Genomic DNA, 14645 nt, shown 5'->3' with positions numbered 1-14645 from the left:
GGGAAAACGTTTCTTGAGTGCTATCAAAAAACATTCATTCGTCATTCTCCCACACTGGCGCATAGAGGGCGGAGCGGGGTATTATATCCGCGATCTGATTGTGTCCTTGCGGACAGCCGGGACTGTTCAGGTTGCTGGTCCCTATGCCGGCGACTATGACGAGGCGCCAATGCAATCTGAGGATCTCGACAAACTCACCTTGCAGATCTTTCCGACCTACGAAGGCATTCGCTTGGCCGCGATCCTGTATCACATCTTGATTTCTGCGCTTCAGACCATCGCACTCATTGCAACACCCCTAGACAAGCGTTTTAAAGGCCGCTTTGATGCGCTTGTTTTGACGTCCAGCGTTCAGGTCATGGCCGTGCCGATCGCGAGGCGATTGTTTCCCGGGCGTCCCATCGCTATTGTGGTGCAGGAAAACGTCTGTCTTTCTCGAGGGCTTGGCCGTTTGACCCGCTTTTTCCTGAAGCGAGCAGACGTCGTTGTTTCAATAACCGAAACTTGGGCGCAGCACGCGCGAGATAATGGTCTTGATCCGGTTGTCCTGCCCAACAATTATAGTCCAGACTATGCAGCTCCCAAGCATAACCGGGATCCGGCGATTGAATCGGACCTTCTTTACGTTGGCGGCGGCGCGACGATCAAAGGATTCAACAACCTTATCGCGGCCTTGCCGGCGCTGCTTAATGTCCCTGGACGCCGAATTTTCTGCCTTGGTCACTACAGCGAGGCGGCGATCAAAACCCTTGAGAAGGTCCGTGACGATGCCCATCCTGATGCACAGTTGAATATTATCGGGCTCGTTCCAGATATCAGGCCATATCTCAGGGGGACAGAGCTTTTGCTTTTACCGATAGACAGCCCACACTTCTGCCGGCCCGCAATCGAGGCAGGATTATTCGGAAAGACATTTTTAATTCCTGATTTTCCGGAACTCGCAGAGTTTGCATCAAACGGAGTGAATTGCATAACATACCGGGCAGATGATCCTGTAGATTTTTTGTCTAAAGCAACTTACCTTCTAGATAATCCATTAATCAAAAAAAAGCTTAGTGCAGGAAATGAAGTCGTTTCGGCGCGCTATTTTTGCTCCCATAATAGCTCAACGATGGCGACTAAGATTTTAGCAAAAATGCAAAAAAATCGATGATGCGCGTTTCTGCCCTCAATTTAGCGCGCACATGCAGAGTTTATGCAAGCCCTGCTTTTTTAGTCTTCACCTTTTCAACACCTATTTTCGGCACCAATTTGAAAGCAATATTTTTATTTTTTGCCACTGCAACTCTTCTTACTGTCAAACCAAGCCTCTCCAAAGCAGAATTTAAGTGGCTTTTTGTGGCACTTATTGCGTTCACTCCATCCCTTCTTATTGACTTTTATTTTCTCGCACATGGCTACAATATAAATCTCTCCGGAGCGTTTTTAATCCTGTCAGTACTATTTTCCATTCTGCTCGCACATCGCATAAGTACTAGTGAATTTTTGTTGAGGTACGCGAATTTGGTAACATTTTTGACGATTATCTCCACTCTACTTTACTTGTTGGTGCGTGCACAGCCTGCATTGCTCAACTTTGCCATTGGGTATACCTATTACGATTTTCCAGGGCAATCATTTGTCGTGCAGAACTTTATTATACTTGATCATAGTGCTGTTTTTAGAAATTCTGGCTTTGCCTCCGAGCCGGGTGTTTTTCAGATGTTTATAAATTCAGCGATTGCAATTTATTTTTATTACCAAAGGGTTACTTTGCTGAGACTATTAATACTGACGACGGGAGTTTTTACAACGATGAGTACAGCAGGTTTCATCACATTCTTTGCTCTACTCATTATTGCGTCACCTGTTCGTTACCGCGCTTTGGTTTTCATAATTGCAGTTGTTGCATCGAGCCAGCTTGGTAATTTGGCTGCTGATCAATATCAGCGCAAGATCTTATCTGAGCATGCATTTGCCGCCCGCTATGAACCCATCGTGAACGCGATTGATGTTATTGCACAATATCCCTTCGGGTTTGGCAGTATAAGATACTCTCAAAATCTAGAGATATTGAACATCGGCTCTCATGATAGCTATACACAGGCGACGATGCGATTTGGTATTCAAGGATTAATTTTATTTATTGTCTTACTTCTTAGGCTTATTAAGCGCCGAAGCTGGATTGTCTTAGTCTTGGCGCTTGGTGCAACAACTAATAATATTTTTATGTTTCCAGCGCTGCTGCTTTTCCTTTTTGTCGACTGGAAGCGCCCGCAAACCGCGAAGGTTCATTAAGCGTGGCCCTAATTTGTCTAATCAACTCAACGTGGTTCGAAGTGATAGGTTACATTGTTTGCTTTGCCCGCATTGATAAGTAGCTGTTTCGTGACGCTTACTCTACCAAGACCTTGCTTTAGCGTTCAGCAGATCGGTTGTGGAAGGTAATATCGCTTGTCGTCGAACAGTTCTTTGATCCTAGTGTTCCGAGTCTGACATTTGCTACCGGTTTCCCCTGATTTGGTCGAGCGCATCGAGTGCGCGGCGCTCGCGGGCAAGGATGTCCTCGGCGGTCTTGCTCCAGACGAAGGGCTGCGGCTTGGCGTTGTGCTGCAACAGGTAGTCGTAGATCGCGCCTTCGTGATCGTCGACGCTGGAGTAGCTGCCACGTCGAATGCGCTTTGCCGTGATCTCGGCGAAGAAGCGCTCCACGAGGTTCATCCAGGACGCGCTTGTGGGCGTGAAATGCAACTTGAAACGGGGATGCTTTTCCAGCCAGGCCTGCACCTCGGGCGTCTTGTGGGTAGCGTAGTTGTCGAGGACCAAGTGGATGTCGCGGGGTTTTTTCACGGCCCGGTCGATGCGGCGCAGGAAACTCAGGAACTCCTTGGCACGGTGACGCGGCATGCATTCCCCGATCACGAGGCCCGACTTGACGTCCAGCGCGGCGAAGAGCGTGGTGGTGCCATGGCGCTTGTAGTCGTGGGTCATCGTGGCCGCGCGCCCCTTCTTCAGCGGCAGCCCAGGCTGGGTCCGATCCAGCGCCTGGATCTGGGATTTCTCATCGACGCAAAGTACGACCGCGCGATCCGGCGGATCGAGATAGAGGCCGACGATCTCGGTGACCTTTTCCTCGAACAGCGGGTCGTTCGAGACCTTGAACCCTTTCACGATGTGCGGCTTCAGCCCGGCATCGGCCCATATGCGCCCCACGCTGGAGGCCGATATACCCACCGCTTCTGCCATCGTGGCGCGGCTCCAATGCGTGGCATTGGGCGGGGTCTCCTGCACGGTCTTCGTGATCACCTTCAACCGGATCTCCCTCGGAAGCGGCGGCACCCGAGAGGGCCGCGTCTTGTCGCGCTTGAGGCCGGGCACGCCTTCATCGAGATACCGCTCCTGCCAGCGCCAGACCGTCGGCTTAGACATGCCAGTCCGACGCATGATCGCAACGGTGCCTGCGCCGTCAGCGGTCGCCACCACGATGTCCGCCCGCCAAGCCAGCTTACGCGGCGTATTACGGTCGGTGCGCAGAGCTTCAAGCCCAGCGCGGTCGGCGGGGCCAAGGTAAAGGCAGATGTCCGAGCGTCTCATCCGCCGTTTATGACACGGCTGAGCAGCTTTGGGAATCCTATGTCAGGCGTGGAACACTAGTACACATGCGGCCGCTGTTTCGGTAAATTCAAAAATCGATTGAAACTACAAGGTTTGTGTTCGTCGCAATCAGGCTCTGAAGAGCCAATTTAGCCTGAGGGCTTTTCCGGTCGTCAATTATCTTACTCAGAAAGGAGCCAACAGTGGAGCTCACAAAATTGCCTGTTCTCATAACAGGAGGTACCGGGTCGTTCGGCAAAACGATGCTTAACGATCTGTTGCACAAGGGGTACGAAGAAATCCGAGTCTTGAGTCGAGACGAGGAAAAACAGGATATGCTGCGCAATACGCTTCGCAGTCCGAACGTACGATTTTTCATTGGCGATATACGTGACTATGACAGCGTAACACGGGCGATGGCTGGGGCAAAATTGGTCTTTCATGCGGCTGCACTAAAGCAGGTGCCATCATGCGAGTTTTTTCCTATCGAAGCAGTTCGGACCAATATCCTTGGTTCGGAAAACGTAATCCGATCTGCTACAGTACATGGCGTGCACTCGGTTGTTTGCCTTTCGACCGATAAGGCTGTGTTACCTGTGAATTCCATGGGCATGTCAAAGGCGATGATGGAGAAGCTCGTTGTGGCACTTGCTCGGTCGCTAGGGGCGGACTCTGCCACAACTTTGTCCATGGTCCGCTACGGCAACGTGATGTATTCGCGCGGTTCCGTAATCCCGCTCTTCATCCGCCAGATCAAGACGGGCGCCCCGATAACCGTGACCGAGCCTCGGATGACACGCTTCCTGATGCCGTTGCGGGACTCGGTCGCGCTGGTGCATCACGCCTTCGAACACGCGCGCCAGGGTGATCTGTTCATCCGCAAGGCGGCGGCCTCGACCATCCAGGACCTCGTCACCGCGCTCCGGGAGCTGTTCGACGTGCCCGACCACCCGGTCGAGGAAATCGGTTGGCGCCATGCTGAGAAGCTCTACGAAACCCTCGCCACCGCACAGGAGCTCACGCAGTCCGAGGATATGGGCGCCTATTACCGCATCCGGATGGACGACCGGGATCTCAACTATAAGGCCTATTTCAGTGAAGGCGAACACGAGACCGTCCACCACGAGGACTACCATTCGCACAATACCGAGCGGCTCGATGTCGAGGGCGTGAAAGCCCTGCTGCTGTCGTTGCCTGAAGTCCAGGCCGAGCTGACGGCATGGAAGGCCGGGGCATGAAAATCGTAATTACAGGCGCCGGGGGCATGATCGGCTGGCACACCGCCGTCAGGGTGCATGCAGCCAACTGTGCGGCCCGCTTCAAGGGAGGAGAAGCACCCTACGATCTCGTAACACTGGACCACGCCGCTTTCGACGACGATGCTGCACTGCTCGCAGCGATCACCGGCGCCGATGCGGTGCTTCATTTTGCCGGCGTGAACCGGGCGCCCGACGACGTGGTCGAGGCCGCAAACCCGGCCATCGCGCGACGCCTTTCCGAAGCATGCAGAATCGCCGAAAGCCGTCCGCACGTTGTCTACGCCAACTCCACACACGCGACCCGTGATACACCCTACGGGCGGTCAAAGCGGATCGCAGGCGAGATACTGTCTGGGATCGGTGGTCGCTATTCCGATTTGGTGCTGCCACACATTTTCGGCGAAGGTGCCCGCCCGCGCTACAACAACGTCACGGCGACCTTCATCGAGGCCGTGATCGCGGGGGAAACTCCCGAGATCAACCCAGAGGGGCGGGTCTCGCTCCTGCACGCGGGCGCCGCCGCGCAAGCGGCAATGGATGCGATCACCGAGGGCCAGATCGGCACGATCCGGCCTGTCTCGCGCGACATCGCGGTGATGGAGCTGTTCGAGCTCCTGCGGCGTTTTCACGCCAACTACCAGGCCAATATCTATCCCGATCTCCGTGACCCTTTCACCGTCGCGCTGTTCAACAGCTACCGGGCGGCGCTATATCCGGATGGGTTTCCGCGACCGCTGAAGCTCAACGCCGATGCGCGTGGCACCTTGTTCGAAGCCGTGAAGGGCGGCGGCGGAGGGCAGACCTTCCTCTCGACGACCGTGCCAGGAGTGACCCGTGGCGATCATTTTCACTTGAGCAAGGTCGAACGGTTTCTGGTCGTCCGGGGCGAGGCAGTGATCCGCATCCGCAAAGTGCTAAGTGACGAGGTCTGGGAGTATCGTGTGTCGGGCGCCGCCCCGTCGCCCGTTGACGTGCCAAGCTTGCACACCCATTCGATCGAAAACGTCGGTGATAACGAGCTGTTGACGCTCTTTTGGACTCACGATCTGTTCGACCCTGCCAATCCTGACACTTATGCCGACAAGGTTTTGAAATGAAACAACTCAAGATAATGACCATTCTCGGCACCCGGCCCGAGATCATCCGCCTATCCCGCGTAATGGCACGCCTCGATGACTACACTGACCACGTGATCGTCCACACCGGCCAGAACTGGGACTACGAGCTGAACGAGGTGTTCTTCGAAGATCTCGGCGTGCGCAAGCCCGACCATTTCCTTGGCACCGGCGGCGGCACATTAGGCGAAACACTTGGTAAGATACTGACCGAAAGCGAAAAGGTGCTGGCTGAGGAAAAGCCCGATGCAGTCGTGGTTCTGGGCGATACCAACTCGGCGATTTCTGCGATCATGGCGCGCCGGATGAAAGTCCCAGTTTATCACATGGAGGCCGGTAACCGCTCCTATGACCGCAACGTGCCCGAGGAAACCAATCGCAAGCTGGTCGACCATATCTCGGACTTCAACCTAGTCTACACCGAGCATGCACGTCGGCACCTGCTGTCAGAAGGAGTGCATCATCGCCGCATCTACCTAACTGGTTCGCCGATGCGCGAGGTCCTCGATCATTATCGAGACCGGATAAATGCTTCGGATGTGCTTTCCCGCCTTGAGCTCAAGGAACAGAGATACATCATCGCCTCACTGCACCGCGAAGAAAATGTCGATAGCTCTACCCGTCTCGCGCAACTTGTGGGCGCGCTAAATCTGCTGGCCGAACGCCATGACATGCCGGTCATCGTCTCGACCCACCCACGCACCCGGAAGCGGCTAGATGCGCTTCATGGACAGGCGCTCGATAACCGAGTGCAGTGGATGAAACCGTTCGGGTTCCACGACTACAATCATCTACAGATGAAGGCATTCTGTGCCATCTCCGACAGTGGCACGATTGCCGAAGAAAGCTCGATGCTCGGGTTTCCGGCGATCACCCCGCGTGACGCCATCGAACGTCCTGAGGGCCTCGACGTTGGATGCATCATCGCGACGGGGCTCGATCAGGATACCATCGTGAACGGTGTTGAAGCGGTGACGCGGATGTTTGCTGAACGGCGCAACGCCGGCGCTCCGCATCCGATCCCTGTTGATTATTGCGTCACCAACACCTCCGAACGCGTGGTCTCGCTGGTTCTGGGAACGGCGAAGCTCTCGAATGCTTGGGATGGAATACGCAACAAGTGAACTTCAAAAATCAAGTGGAAAAATTGATAATTCATCGACAGAATCCGTGGCGCCAATGATCAGATATTCTAACTTTGAAGCCGATGTAGATACATATTTTTATTTAGGGGTAGAATTTCTACAGCTACAGCTACAGCTCGATCCCACAGATTACACCGTGAGCTGGTGGGATCTGCTAGCCAATTTGCCAATGCCAAACAGAATTGATGTATCGCGTTCTCCTGTGCATGAGCATGAGCATGAGCATGAGCATGAGCATGAGCATGAGCATGAGCATGAGCATGAGCATGAGCATGAGCATGAGCATGAGCATGAGCATGAGCATGAGCATGACAGAGGGGAATTGCGATCGTTGTCAATTCCCACCATAGAATTTTTTTTGGAGTAGGGGCATGAAGAATGCGTTGTTAATTGGCTTCACACTGCCCGAAGAAATCGCAAATCGCATCTACGAGATTGATACGCTGCCAGCTGTCCAGACTACAAAATTTGCCTGGAACTTTGTTGATTCACTATGTACGCAATTTAGCTCAGTAAGACTGCTGTCTTTTTCTCCAGTACAAAGCTATCCACGCTGCCGAAAAATTGTGTTTCGGAGTTTTACTTTTTCTCGAGGCAAAGTTTCTGGCAAACATCTCGGTTTTGTTAATCTGCTGATACTGAAGCACTTAAGTCGAACGCTACAGCTTTTTTTGCACGCACTACCCAAGGTGCAAGCGCAAAGACCTGATGTCGTGTTCATACATGGTGTCCACAGCCCACTTCTGTTCTTCGGAGCATATCTAGCACGCAAAGGTTATTGCGTGATCCCAGTTCTCACTGACCCACCAGGCGTCATTTTGACAACAGACACGTTTCTGGTTCGTTGTCTAAAAAGAATAGATCGCACTATAGTGCGCCAACTAGTTCTAAAGTTCTCCGGTGTAATTGCACTCTCAGATGGCCTTGCCGAACAACTAGGGCGAGGATTGCCCAAGTTGGTGTTCCCTGGCATTGCAGTCAAAGCTCCAACTCAATTACTTCCCGCAACGACAACTCAAGAAGCCTTAAATAATTCGCCGGAAGTGGTCTATGCCGGCACAATCAGTGCAAGCTATGGGGTGCGGCATCTTGTAGAAGCGGCTGGACTTTCGCCACACATCCGCTTTTCACTTTTTGGAAGCGGTGACCTAGTGGGCGAAATTTCCGCGGCACAGTTACCAAATGTGGTCATGCACGGATTTTTACCGCCCAACGAAGTTCAGGCAAGGCTTAAGAACGCGAGCCTTTTGGTAAATTGCCGTCCTTCAGGAGACCAAATCGCGGCGATGTCATTTCCGTCGAAGCTCATAGAATACGCACTATCGGGCGTGCCTGTCCTTACTACGCGCTTGCCATCGATCCCAGCAAATGTGCGCAGTGCATTCATATATGTAGATGATGAGACCGGTCACGGCTTTGCGAGCAAGATAAAGGAAGTTCTATTGACCGCGCCCTCTGAGCGGTTAGCCAAAGTCGAAAAGGCACAAAAGTTAATTCTTCAAGCCTATTCGACGCAGAAAATTGGCGCCGCAATTTTTGAGTTTTGCACGAATCTAAAGCGTTTATGACCAAATTGCAAAACCACCAGTCCCCGCTGAAACGTTATGTCAAATGCTCGCACGTTTAAGACATATAATGTGAACTAAAGATGACTAAAACAGAAAAAAACGATGCAAAATATTTCGTTGGGTTGGAGTACTGGGAAAAGGACCAGAACTCTACGGGGTACTTTTGGTCCGAGGCGATCAACTCCATGCGCTCAAAAGGGCTGAATGTTGGTGTGATCCATCTTCAACCGCGGGGTTCGGTTCAAGATAGGAAACCGTACGCCAGATACCAAAGTGTGCCGCTCCGAACACTGAAGAAGTTCTTACTGAGCGCAAAAATCGCGGTGTCGATCCTGATCAAAGCAGGAAAATCAGACTGCGTCATTTGCGGAACGAACCCCGAGTTGCTCCTGGCCCTACTCGTTCTGTTTCAAAAACTGAAGCGGTATCAATTCGTGGTTTTGGTGCATGATGTTTTTCCAGAAAACGCATTGGCTGCTGGTGTCATTAAAAGCGAAAGCCTGGTCTACCGAGTAGTCAGGAGAGCGTTTTCCTGGGTCTATCAGCAACCCGACAGAATGGTTGTGATTGGTCGAGACATGAAGGACTTTCTCGAGAAGAAAAAACGACGGTCCAAGCCCACCGTCTTCATTCCAAACTGGGTGGATCATACGGATGTCATTCCAATGGAGCGCCGTACATCTGCGATCCTCGATGAACTAGGCTGGAGCGAGAAGATCGTTTTTCAGTTTTTTGGAAACATCGGACGTTTGCAAGGTATTGAAAGCCTGCTTACGGGGATAGATCAGGTTGATGACCCAAAGGCGGCATTTCTTTTCGTGGGCTCAGGCGTCCAGGCATCTGCGGTTCAGGAATTCTGTCAAAATCATCCTGAGAAGGCTGTCAAATACATCGAAAGCATACCAAATGCGACCCGGTCTGATGTTCTGGCAGCCTGTGATGTCGCATTGGTGTCATTAAGTGAAAACATGTACGGGCTGGGTGTGCCTAGCAAAGCCTATTTCGCGATGGCGTCCGACCGCCCAATTCTTGCCGTCGTAGACGAGGGTTCCGAAATTGACCAAATGATCACCCAAGAGCAGATCGGTTGGATCTGTCGCCCCGGTGACCCAGAAGGTTTTGCACAAACCGTTCAGAAAATTTGCGACAATGGCCCCAATTCCATCGCTGGAAATCCGCGCAGGGTACTATTGGAAGGATATTCTAAAAATATAAGCCTTGATCAATTCGTCAATGTTGTGAAAGGCATCCAAACATGAGCAAACCTAAAGTAGTAGCCGTAACTGGCGCTTCAGGTTTCATTGGATCTGCCTTGTGCCAATATCTCTCGGACAGAGGGTTCAACGTTCGAACAATTGTTCGACACGCTGAACCGGGTTCTCAGGCTATCGCCGTTGGTGATGTCGGGCCGAATACCGATTGGTCGGTGGCGCTGGACGGTGTCGAGTGTGTTGTCCATTGCGCTGGGCGCGCACATGTTTTGAAAGATTCGAGTGAAAATCCACTTCAAGAATTTCGTCGCGTAAACCGAGATGGGACGCTTCAGTTGGCAAGAAGCGCCGCAAAAGCTGGAGTGAAACGTCTGGTGTTCCTTAGTTCAGTGGGAGTCATCGGAGCCGCCCAAAATAACGCTGAAGTTTTTGATATTGATACTGTACCGCGACCAGAATGGGACTACGCAGTTTCCAAGTGGGAGGCGGAGCAAGCGCTAAATAGCCTAGCTCAAAAGGCTGGACTCGAAGTAGTAAACGTTCGCCCGCCAATGGTTTACGGGCCAGACGTGCCGGCAAATTTCTTACGTTTAATCAAGATTGTCGACCTGGGATTGCCATTGCCACTCGGAGCAATAAACAACAGAAGGTCAATGATAGCGCTAGCGAACCTCCTGTCTTTTATTGAAGAGTGCATTCTCAATGAAAAAGCTGCGAACAAGACATTCTTCGTTTCTGACGGGAAAGACTTGTCTACGCCAGAAATCATTCGGCTCATAGCAAAGACACTGGGCAAACGGACCCTGCTGATTCCAATTCCAGTCTTCTTTTTAAGGTTCATCGGAAAACTTGTAGGTCGCAGCGAAGATGTTGATCGTCTTTCTGGCAACCTTCAAATCGATACAAGCCACACACGCTCGACGTTAGGATGGACTCCACCAGTTAGCGTAGAACATGGAATATCTGAAACTGTAAAATGGTATAAGGCCTGTTTCAGGACATCAGCAAATAATCATCAATCGAAAATGGCGGAGTAGTACCCCTTGAACATTCTTATTGTTGTAGCCCATCCCGATGACGAGGGTCTCGGCGCGGGCGGTACAATTCATCGTCTAGCAAAAGCCGGGTACAATATTGACTGCTGTATCCTATCGGGGTCTGTAGACGCGCGCACGCAGCGTCCAAAGACTGTCGAGTTGCAGGAGGATATAGAGAAGGCTCGCAAAGTGCTTGGCTATCGCAATGTCGTGCTTGGCGATTTCCCCAACATTCAATTCAACACCGTTCCGCATCTGCACTTGGTTCAATTTATTGAAAGGCATATCGAAGCATTTTCAAGCCAAGTAATCTTCACGCACCATCCATCTGATTTGAACAACGACCACACACAGACGGCTCATGCCTGTCTCGCGGCGTCGCGCCTCTGGCAAAGGCGCGAAGGTTTGCCGCGTCTAGAAGAGTTGTATTTCATGGAAATACAATCTTCTACTGATTGGGCGTTTTCCGGTCACAATGTGCCGTTTGAAGCCAATACTTTCGTCGAACTCGAGGAAGGCGACGTCGAGGCGAAGATTGCCTCGGTCGATGCCTATAGGAAAGTCATGCGCCCGGCCCCGCATCCGCGTTCGCGCGAAAACATGACTGCGTTGGCCCGCTTTCGAGGTTCGCAGTCCGGCTATATTTATGCCGAAGCTTTTCAAAGAGTATTTGGCGGCTTGAGCCAAATTAAATAGAAAGTCTGAGATGTATCTCCACATAACCAAACCGGCGATCGACATTCTGATCGCGATATTTGCCCTGGTTCTCTTCTCTCCAATCCTACTTATGACTGCAGCCGCAATCCTTATCGAAGACGGTCGCCCGATACTCTTTGTGCACGAGCGTGCTGGGAAGGGCGGGAAGAGTTTCCAGATTTTCAAGTTTCGTTCGATGGGAAAGGGATCCGCCATCGTCGAGTCGGCAAAGGCGACAACTCTGCGGGTCACCCGCGTTGGTGCCGTCATCCGTCGACTCAACATCGACGAACTGCCGCAGCTCTTTAACGTACTGCGCCAAGACATGAGCATCGTTGGACCTCGCCCTGGACTACTCACGCAAACCGATCTGCACGCTATCAGGCGGGCCAACGGTGCGATTGATTTTTTGCCAGGCATTACCGGCCTGGCGCAAATCAAAAGCTATGACGGAATGACCACTGAAGCGAAGGCGGCATTTGATGGAGAATACGCGAAATCAGTCTCGTTGATTACAGATATCAAGATAATTCTGTCGACGTTTTTGTATTTCCTTAAACGCCCGCCGACCTATTAAACTTGACGAAGTGAACAACATGCGGATTGGATTTGTAACGGCTGTTCAACTTGGTCTGGACTGCCTCGTCGAAATCGAACGACTTGACGGCAAACTGGATCTGTTGATCACCTTGGATGACGACACGGCGACTAAAAAGTCGGGACGGGTCCAGCTGGATGAGTACGCGCGCCGCACTGGCGTATCACTTCACAAGACGAAGCACATCAACGAGCCGACCACAGTCGAGGCAATCAGGCAGGCCGATCTCGATTACCTTTTGGTGATCGGTTGGTCTCAATTGGTTTCACCTGAGATTTTCCCACTCGTCAAGCGGACTTTGCTGGGCATGCATCCGACGCTTCTACCCGAAGGTCGTGGCCGCGCACCGATCCCCTGGACCATTCTTAAGGGGCTGAAACGCTCAGGTGTATCCATGTTCGAACTCAAACCGGAAGCAGATAGTGGCGATATAATGGCCGCAGAAAGTTTCGACGTAGCACCCGACGAAACGGCCACAACGCTCTACGAAAAAGCACGCAACGCTCACGTTGCATTAATCCGAAAAACATGGCCAGATCTAACTGAGGGTTCCTTACAAGGCCATCCGCAGGATGAAACAAAAGCAACGCATTGGCCTCAGCGCCGTCCCGAAGACGGCGAGATTACCGAACAGATGTCTCTGGAGGACATAGCCAAATTGGTACGTGCGACTACACACCCTTACCCAGGTGCGTTTCTCGTTTCTGATAAAAAGAAGTGCATAATTTGGTCTGGTCAAATTGCCGAGATTGAAAGAAGCCGTTTGGTTATTAGGCAACTTGTGCGTGGCGACTTATGTTTCGAACCCATTGACTACCAGTGGCTCGATTGAGATCGCCTCCGTCAAGAGTAACATTTTAATTGAAATTATTTGGAAAAAATCAACGGCTCCAGAAGTTCGTTTTTATAAGGTCCGTAATTTAATTTACCGTTTTCCAAAACGGCTCGGCCAGCGGCGTCAGTAACAGTTGCGACACTTTCTACACATTCTCTAAACAGATCATTTAGTCTTGAGTTTTTCGACGGTGAATTTAATAGTGTGGATATCGCCGTCATCATGAAACTATAACGCTCCTGATGACTGATCGGCCGAAAAGAATTTATTGAATCATGTAAGTTGTGCGGAACTACGCCCAACAGTGCTACCCCTAAAATTGATAGTAACAACTCAAGAGCAGCAGTATCAATCTGCTGATCAAATTCAGTGTTGTGGTAAATTTTACAAAGCTCGTTAATGATCTCTGCTTGCTCTGCATTCATTTGGGAGCAGACCTGTTCCTAACTCTATTTCATGCGATAGCTAACAAATAACCAAATTTGCAATTGAGCAATTTTTCACTCCGCGCCGGGGCCGAAGCAGCGCTGATGCGATAGTACACCATTTCTCGAGATCAAAGCAACCTCAGGTAACTCTGATCCTTGGCTTCTTTGGCGAGAAAGATCGCGTGCATCCCGGCTGCTGTGGCAATCTTTGGCAAATCGGCCGGACCCTTCCATAGCTCTGGCCCACCAGCGCGTTCAACCTCACCGACCGAAATCACACGGTCTTCTGCGTCGTATCGGTCAATCAGAACACGGTACTTGTCGTCTGGATCACGCCGGTAGCGCTTCCACTCAGCAAGCGCGCCCGTAGTCAAATATGTGAAACCCAATAACAGCGTTTCCGGCTCGAATCCGTCGGTGTAAAATCGGGGCTGCCCTGCCGAAAGACTTTCCAAGTCCACGCCATAGCGACGTGTATTTGCTCGGGCGACCTCGTCCGGGATGTGTCCTGTGACCTCACGAAAAACCTCTGCATCGTTGAACACTGCCGTGGCAGAGAGCATGCCGAGCCGGTGGCAAAAAACCACCTCGACAAGCGCAGCGCGCTGCCGATCGGTGAGCGCGTCCAGAGTCGGGGAGAACCCCGCCAAGGCGTTGATGTTGAGAAGAGCCATGTTCGCTCCGTCAGTTGATCATGGTTGAGCCGCTGGACGTGAAGACTGCCGACTTGCCGTCCCACGCCAGCCGTGCATACCCGGGAGCACCGTCACCACCACGATACCCCGCAGTAGCTCCGGCACCACGCGTACCAATAGTGACATCGACCTGAGCGCCATAATCTGCGGTTATACTGCCTGTCCGACGTGTCCCAGCTGCGCCCCCGAAGCCCCCGGCACCGGAAGAGTCATATGTGGACGGATTGTCGCCCCCTCCGCCGCCGCCACCCGCACCATATGAAGACGCGGCGGCTGCAGAGCCTGGGGCATTAACACTACCGCCGATGCCACCCGGACCGTAGACCGTCCCAGCGCCATTATTGCCTGATCGCGGGGCTTGTCCGTTCAGTCCACCAAGCCCACCAGCAGCCGAAACCGCAGAACGACCGGCTACCGTGATGTTTGTGGCCCCTCCGGATTCTGCTCTACCCGAAGAAGTGCCATCGTCAACGCCATGCCCACCA

General features: G+C 52.1%; 15 protein-coding genes. 12 read left to right on the top strand and 3 right to left on the bottom strand.

All coding sequences use genetic code 11. The features are described 5' to 3' along the window. Positions 1 to 13: 13 nt before the first annotated feature. Positions 14 to 1153: a glycosyltransferase gene (locus tag P1U48_RS02370; protein ID WP_301066810.1), complete on the top strand. Its 1140-nt coding sequence runs from the start codon at positions 14 to 16 to the stop codon at positions 1151 to 1153. After that, positions 1153 to 2277, top strand: a complete 1125-nt coding sequence (locus P1U48_RS02365) for a hypothetical protein (RefSeq protein ID WP_301066807.1) — start codon at positions 1153 to 1155, stop codon at positions 2275 to 2277. The genes P1U48_RS02370 and P1U48_RS02365 overlap by 1 nt, the downstream gene beginning before the upstream one ends. Before the next feature lie 204 nt (positions 2278 to 2481). Here P1U48_RS02365 and P1U48_RS02360 read toward each other — a convergent pair whose 3' ends face one another. Next, positions 2482 to 3573: an IS630 family transposase gene (locus P1U48_RS02360; RefSeq protein WP_301066805.1), complete on the bottom strand. Its 1092-nt coding sequence runs from the start codon at positions 3571 to 3573 to the stop codon at positions 2482 to 2484. A gap of 203 nt (positions 3574 to 3776) precedes the next feature. Here P1U48_RS02360 and P1U48_RS02355 point away from each other — a divergent pair, with 203 nt between their 5' ends. The 10 genes from P1U48_RS02355 to P1U48_RS02310 all read left to right on the top strand — a co-directional run bounded on the left by P1U48_RS02355 (position 3777) and on the right by P1U48_RS02310 (position 13034). Further along, positions 3777 to 4811, top strand: coding sequence for a polysaccharide biosynthesis protein (locus P1U48_RS02355; RefSeq protein ID WP_301066803.1), 1035 nt, complete (start codon positions 3777 to 3779; stop codon positions 4809 to 4811). Further along, complete coding sequence (locus P1U48_RS02350; RefSeq protein ID WP_301066800.1) at positions 4808 to 5929, top strand: NAD-dependent epimerase/dehydratase family protein; 1122 nt, start codon at positions 4808 to 4810, stop codon at positions 5927 to 5929. The genes P1U48_RS02355 and P1U48_RS02350 overlap by 4 nt, the downstream gene beginning before the upstream one ends. Then, positions 5926 to 7071 (top strand): UDP-N-acetylglucosamine 2-epimerase (non-hydrolyzing), encoded by a 1146-nt coding sequence (wecB, locus tag P1U48_RS02345; protein ID WP_301066798.1) that lies wholly within the window; start codon positions 5926 to 5928, stop codon positions 7069 to 7071. Before P1U48_RS02350 ends, wecB begins: the two co-directional genes overlap by 4 nt. Further along, a complete protein-coding gene (locus tag P1U48_RS02340; RefSeq protein WP_301066796.1) occupies positions 7052 to 7459 on the top strand; it encodes a hypothetical protein in 408 nt (135 codons plus the stop codon). The genes wecB and P1U48_RS02340 overlap by 20 nt, the downstream gene beginning before the upstream one ends. Positions 7460 to 7463: 4 nt before the next feature. Further along, on the top strand, positions 7464 to 8660 hold the full coding sequence (locus P1U48_RS02335; protein WP_301066794.1) for a glycosyltransferase: 1197 nt from the start codon (positions 7464 to 7466) through the stop codon (positions 8658 to 8660). Positions 8661 to 8740: 80 nt separating this feature from the next. Continuing rightward, positions 8741 to 9919 carry a glycosyltransferase family 4 protein gene (locus P1U48_RS02330; RefSeq protein ID WP_301066791.1) on the top strand — a complete coding sequence of 393 codons (1179 nt, stop codon included), beginning with the start codon at positions 8741 to 8743 and terminating at the stop codon, positions 9917 to 9919. Continuing rightward, positions 9916 to 10908 carry an SDR family oxidoreductase gene (locus tag P1U48_RS02325; RefSeq protein WP_301066789.1) on the top strand — a complete coding sequence of 331 codons (993 nt, stop codon included), beginning with the start codon at positions 9916 to 9918 and terminating at the stop codon, positions 10906 to 10908. Before P1U48_RS02330 ends, P1U48_RS02325 begins: the two co-directional genes overlap by 4 nt. Positions 10909 to 10914: 6 nt before the next feature. Further along, the gene (locus tag P1U48_RS02320; protein WP_301066786.1) at positions 10915 to 11604 is read left to right on the top strand and encodes a PIG-L deacetylase family protein; all 690 of its coding nucleotides are present in this window, start codon (positions 10915 to 10917) and stop codon (positions 11602 to 11604) included. A 10-nt stretch (positions 11605 to 11614) separates the two neighbouring features. Next, positions 11615 to 12181, top strand: coding sequence for a sugar transferase (locus P1U48_RS02315; RefSeq protein WP_301066783.1), 567 nt, complete (start codon positions 11615 to 11617; stop codon positions 12179 to 12181). Between the two features lie 19 nt (positions 12182 to 12200). Further along, the gene (locus P1U48_RS02310; RefSeq protein ID WP_301066780.1) at positions 12201 to 13034 is read left to right on the top strand and encodes a formyltransferase family protein; all 834 of its coding nucleotides are present in this window, start codon (positions 12201 to 12203) and stop codon (positions 13032 to 13034) included. 35 nt (positions 13035 to 13069) lie between these two features. Here P1U48_RS02310 and P1U48_RS02305 read toward each other — a convergent pair whose 3' ends face one another. After that, positions 13070 to 13462, bottom strand: coding sequence for a hypothetical protein (locus P1U48_RS02305; protein WP_301066777.1), 393 nt, complete (start codon positions 13460 to 13462; stop codon positions 13070 to 13072). 131 nt (positions 13463 to 13593) lie between these two features. After that, positions 13594 to 14139 (bottom strand): hypothetical protein, encoded by a 546-nt coding sequence (locus tag P1U48_RS02300; RefSeq protein WP_301066775.1) that lies wholly within the window; start codon positions 14137 to 14139, stop codon positions 13594 to 13596. Between the last annotated feature and the right edge of the window lie 506 nt (positions 14140 to 14645).

The sequence above is a fragment of the Pseudooceanicola sp. genome (assembly GCF_029213205.1).
Lineage (GTDB): Bacteria > Pseudomonadota > Alphaproteobacteria > Rhodobacterales > Rhodobacteraceae > Pseudooceanicola.
The sequence above is the reverse complement of the archived record's forward strand: the minus strand, read 5'-3'. Positions and strand labels throughout refer to the sequence as shown.

What these genes read in the sequence shown, in the direction of transcription:
- P1U48_RS02340 (WP_301066796.1), top strand. Translation starts at nt 7,052, where the DNA reads ATGGAATACGCAACAAGTGAACTTCAAAAATCAAGTGGAAAAATTGAT.
- P1U48_RS02350 (WP_301066800.1), top strand. Translation starts at nt 4,808, where the DNA reads ATGAAAATCGTAATTACAGGCGCCGGGGGCATGATCGGCTGGCACACC.
- P1U48_RS02325 (WP_301066789.1), top strand. Translation starts at nt 9,916, where the DNA reads ATGAGCAAACCTAAAGTAGTAGCCGTAACTGGCGCTTCAGGTTTCATT.
- P1U48_RS02315 (WP_301066783.1), top strand. Translation starts at nt 11,615, where the DNA reads ATGTATCTCCACATAACCAAACCGGCGATCGACATTCTGATCGCGATA.
- P1U48_RS02365 (WP_301066807.1), top strand. Translation starts at nt 1,153, where the DNA reads ATGCGCGTTTCTGCCCTCAATTTAGCGCGCACATGCAGAGTTTATGCA.
- P1U48_RS02335 (WP_301066794.1), top strand. Translation starts at nt 7,464, where the DNA reads ATGAAGAATGCGTTGTTAATTGGCTTCACACTGCCCGAAGAAATCGCA.
- P1U48_RS02310 (WP_301066780.1), top strand. Translation starts at nt 12,201, where the DNA reads ATGCGGATTGGATTTGTAACGGCTGTTCAACTTGGTCTGGACTGCCTC.
- wecB (WP_301066798.1), top strand. Translation starts at nt 5,926, where the DNA reads ATGAAACAACTCAAGATAATGACCATTCTCGGCACCCGGCCCGAGATC.
- P1U48_RS02360 (WP_301066805.1), bottom strand. Translation starts at nt 3,573, where the DNA reads ATGAGACGCTCGGACATCTGCCTTTACCTTGGCCCCGCCGACCGCGCT.
- P1U48_RS02330 (WP_301066791.1), top strand. Translation starts at nt 8,741, where the DNA reads ATGACTAAAACAGAAAAAAACGATGCAAAATATTTCGTTGGGTTGGAG.
- P1U48_RS02305 (WP_301066777.1), bottom strand. Translation starts at nt 13,462, where the DNA reads ATGAATGCAGAGCAAGCAGAGATCATTAACGAGCTTTGTAAAATTTAC.
- P1U48_RS02300 (WP_301066775.1), bottom strand. Translation starts at nt 14,139, where the DNA reads ATGGCTCTTCTCAACATCAACGCCTTGGCGGGGTTCTCCCCGACTCTG.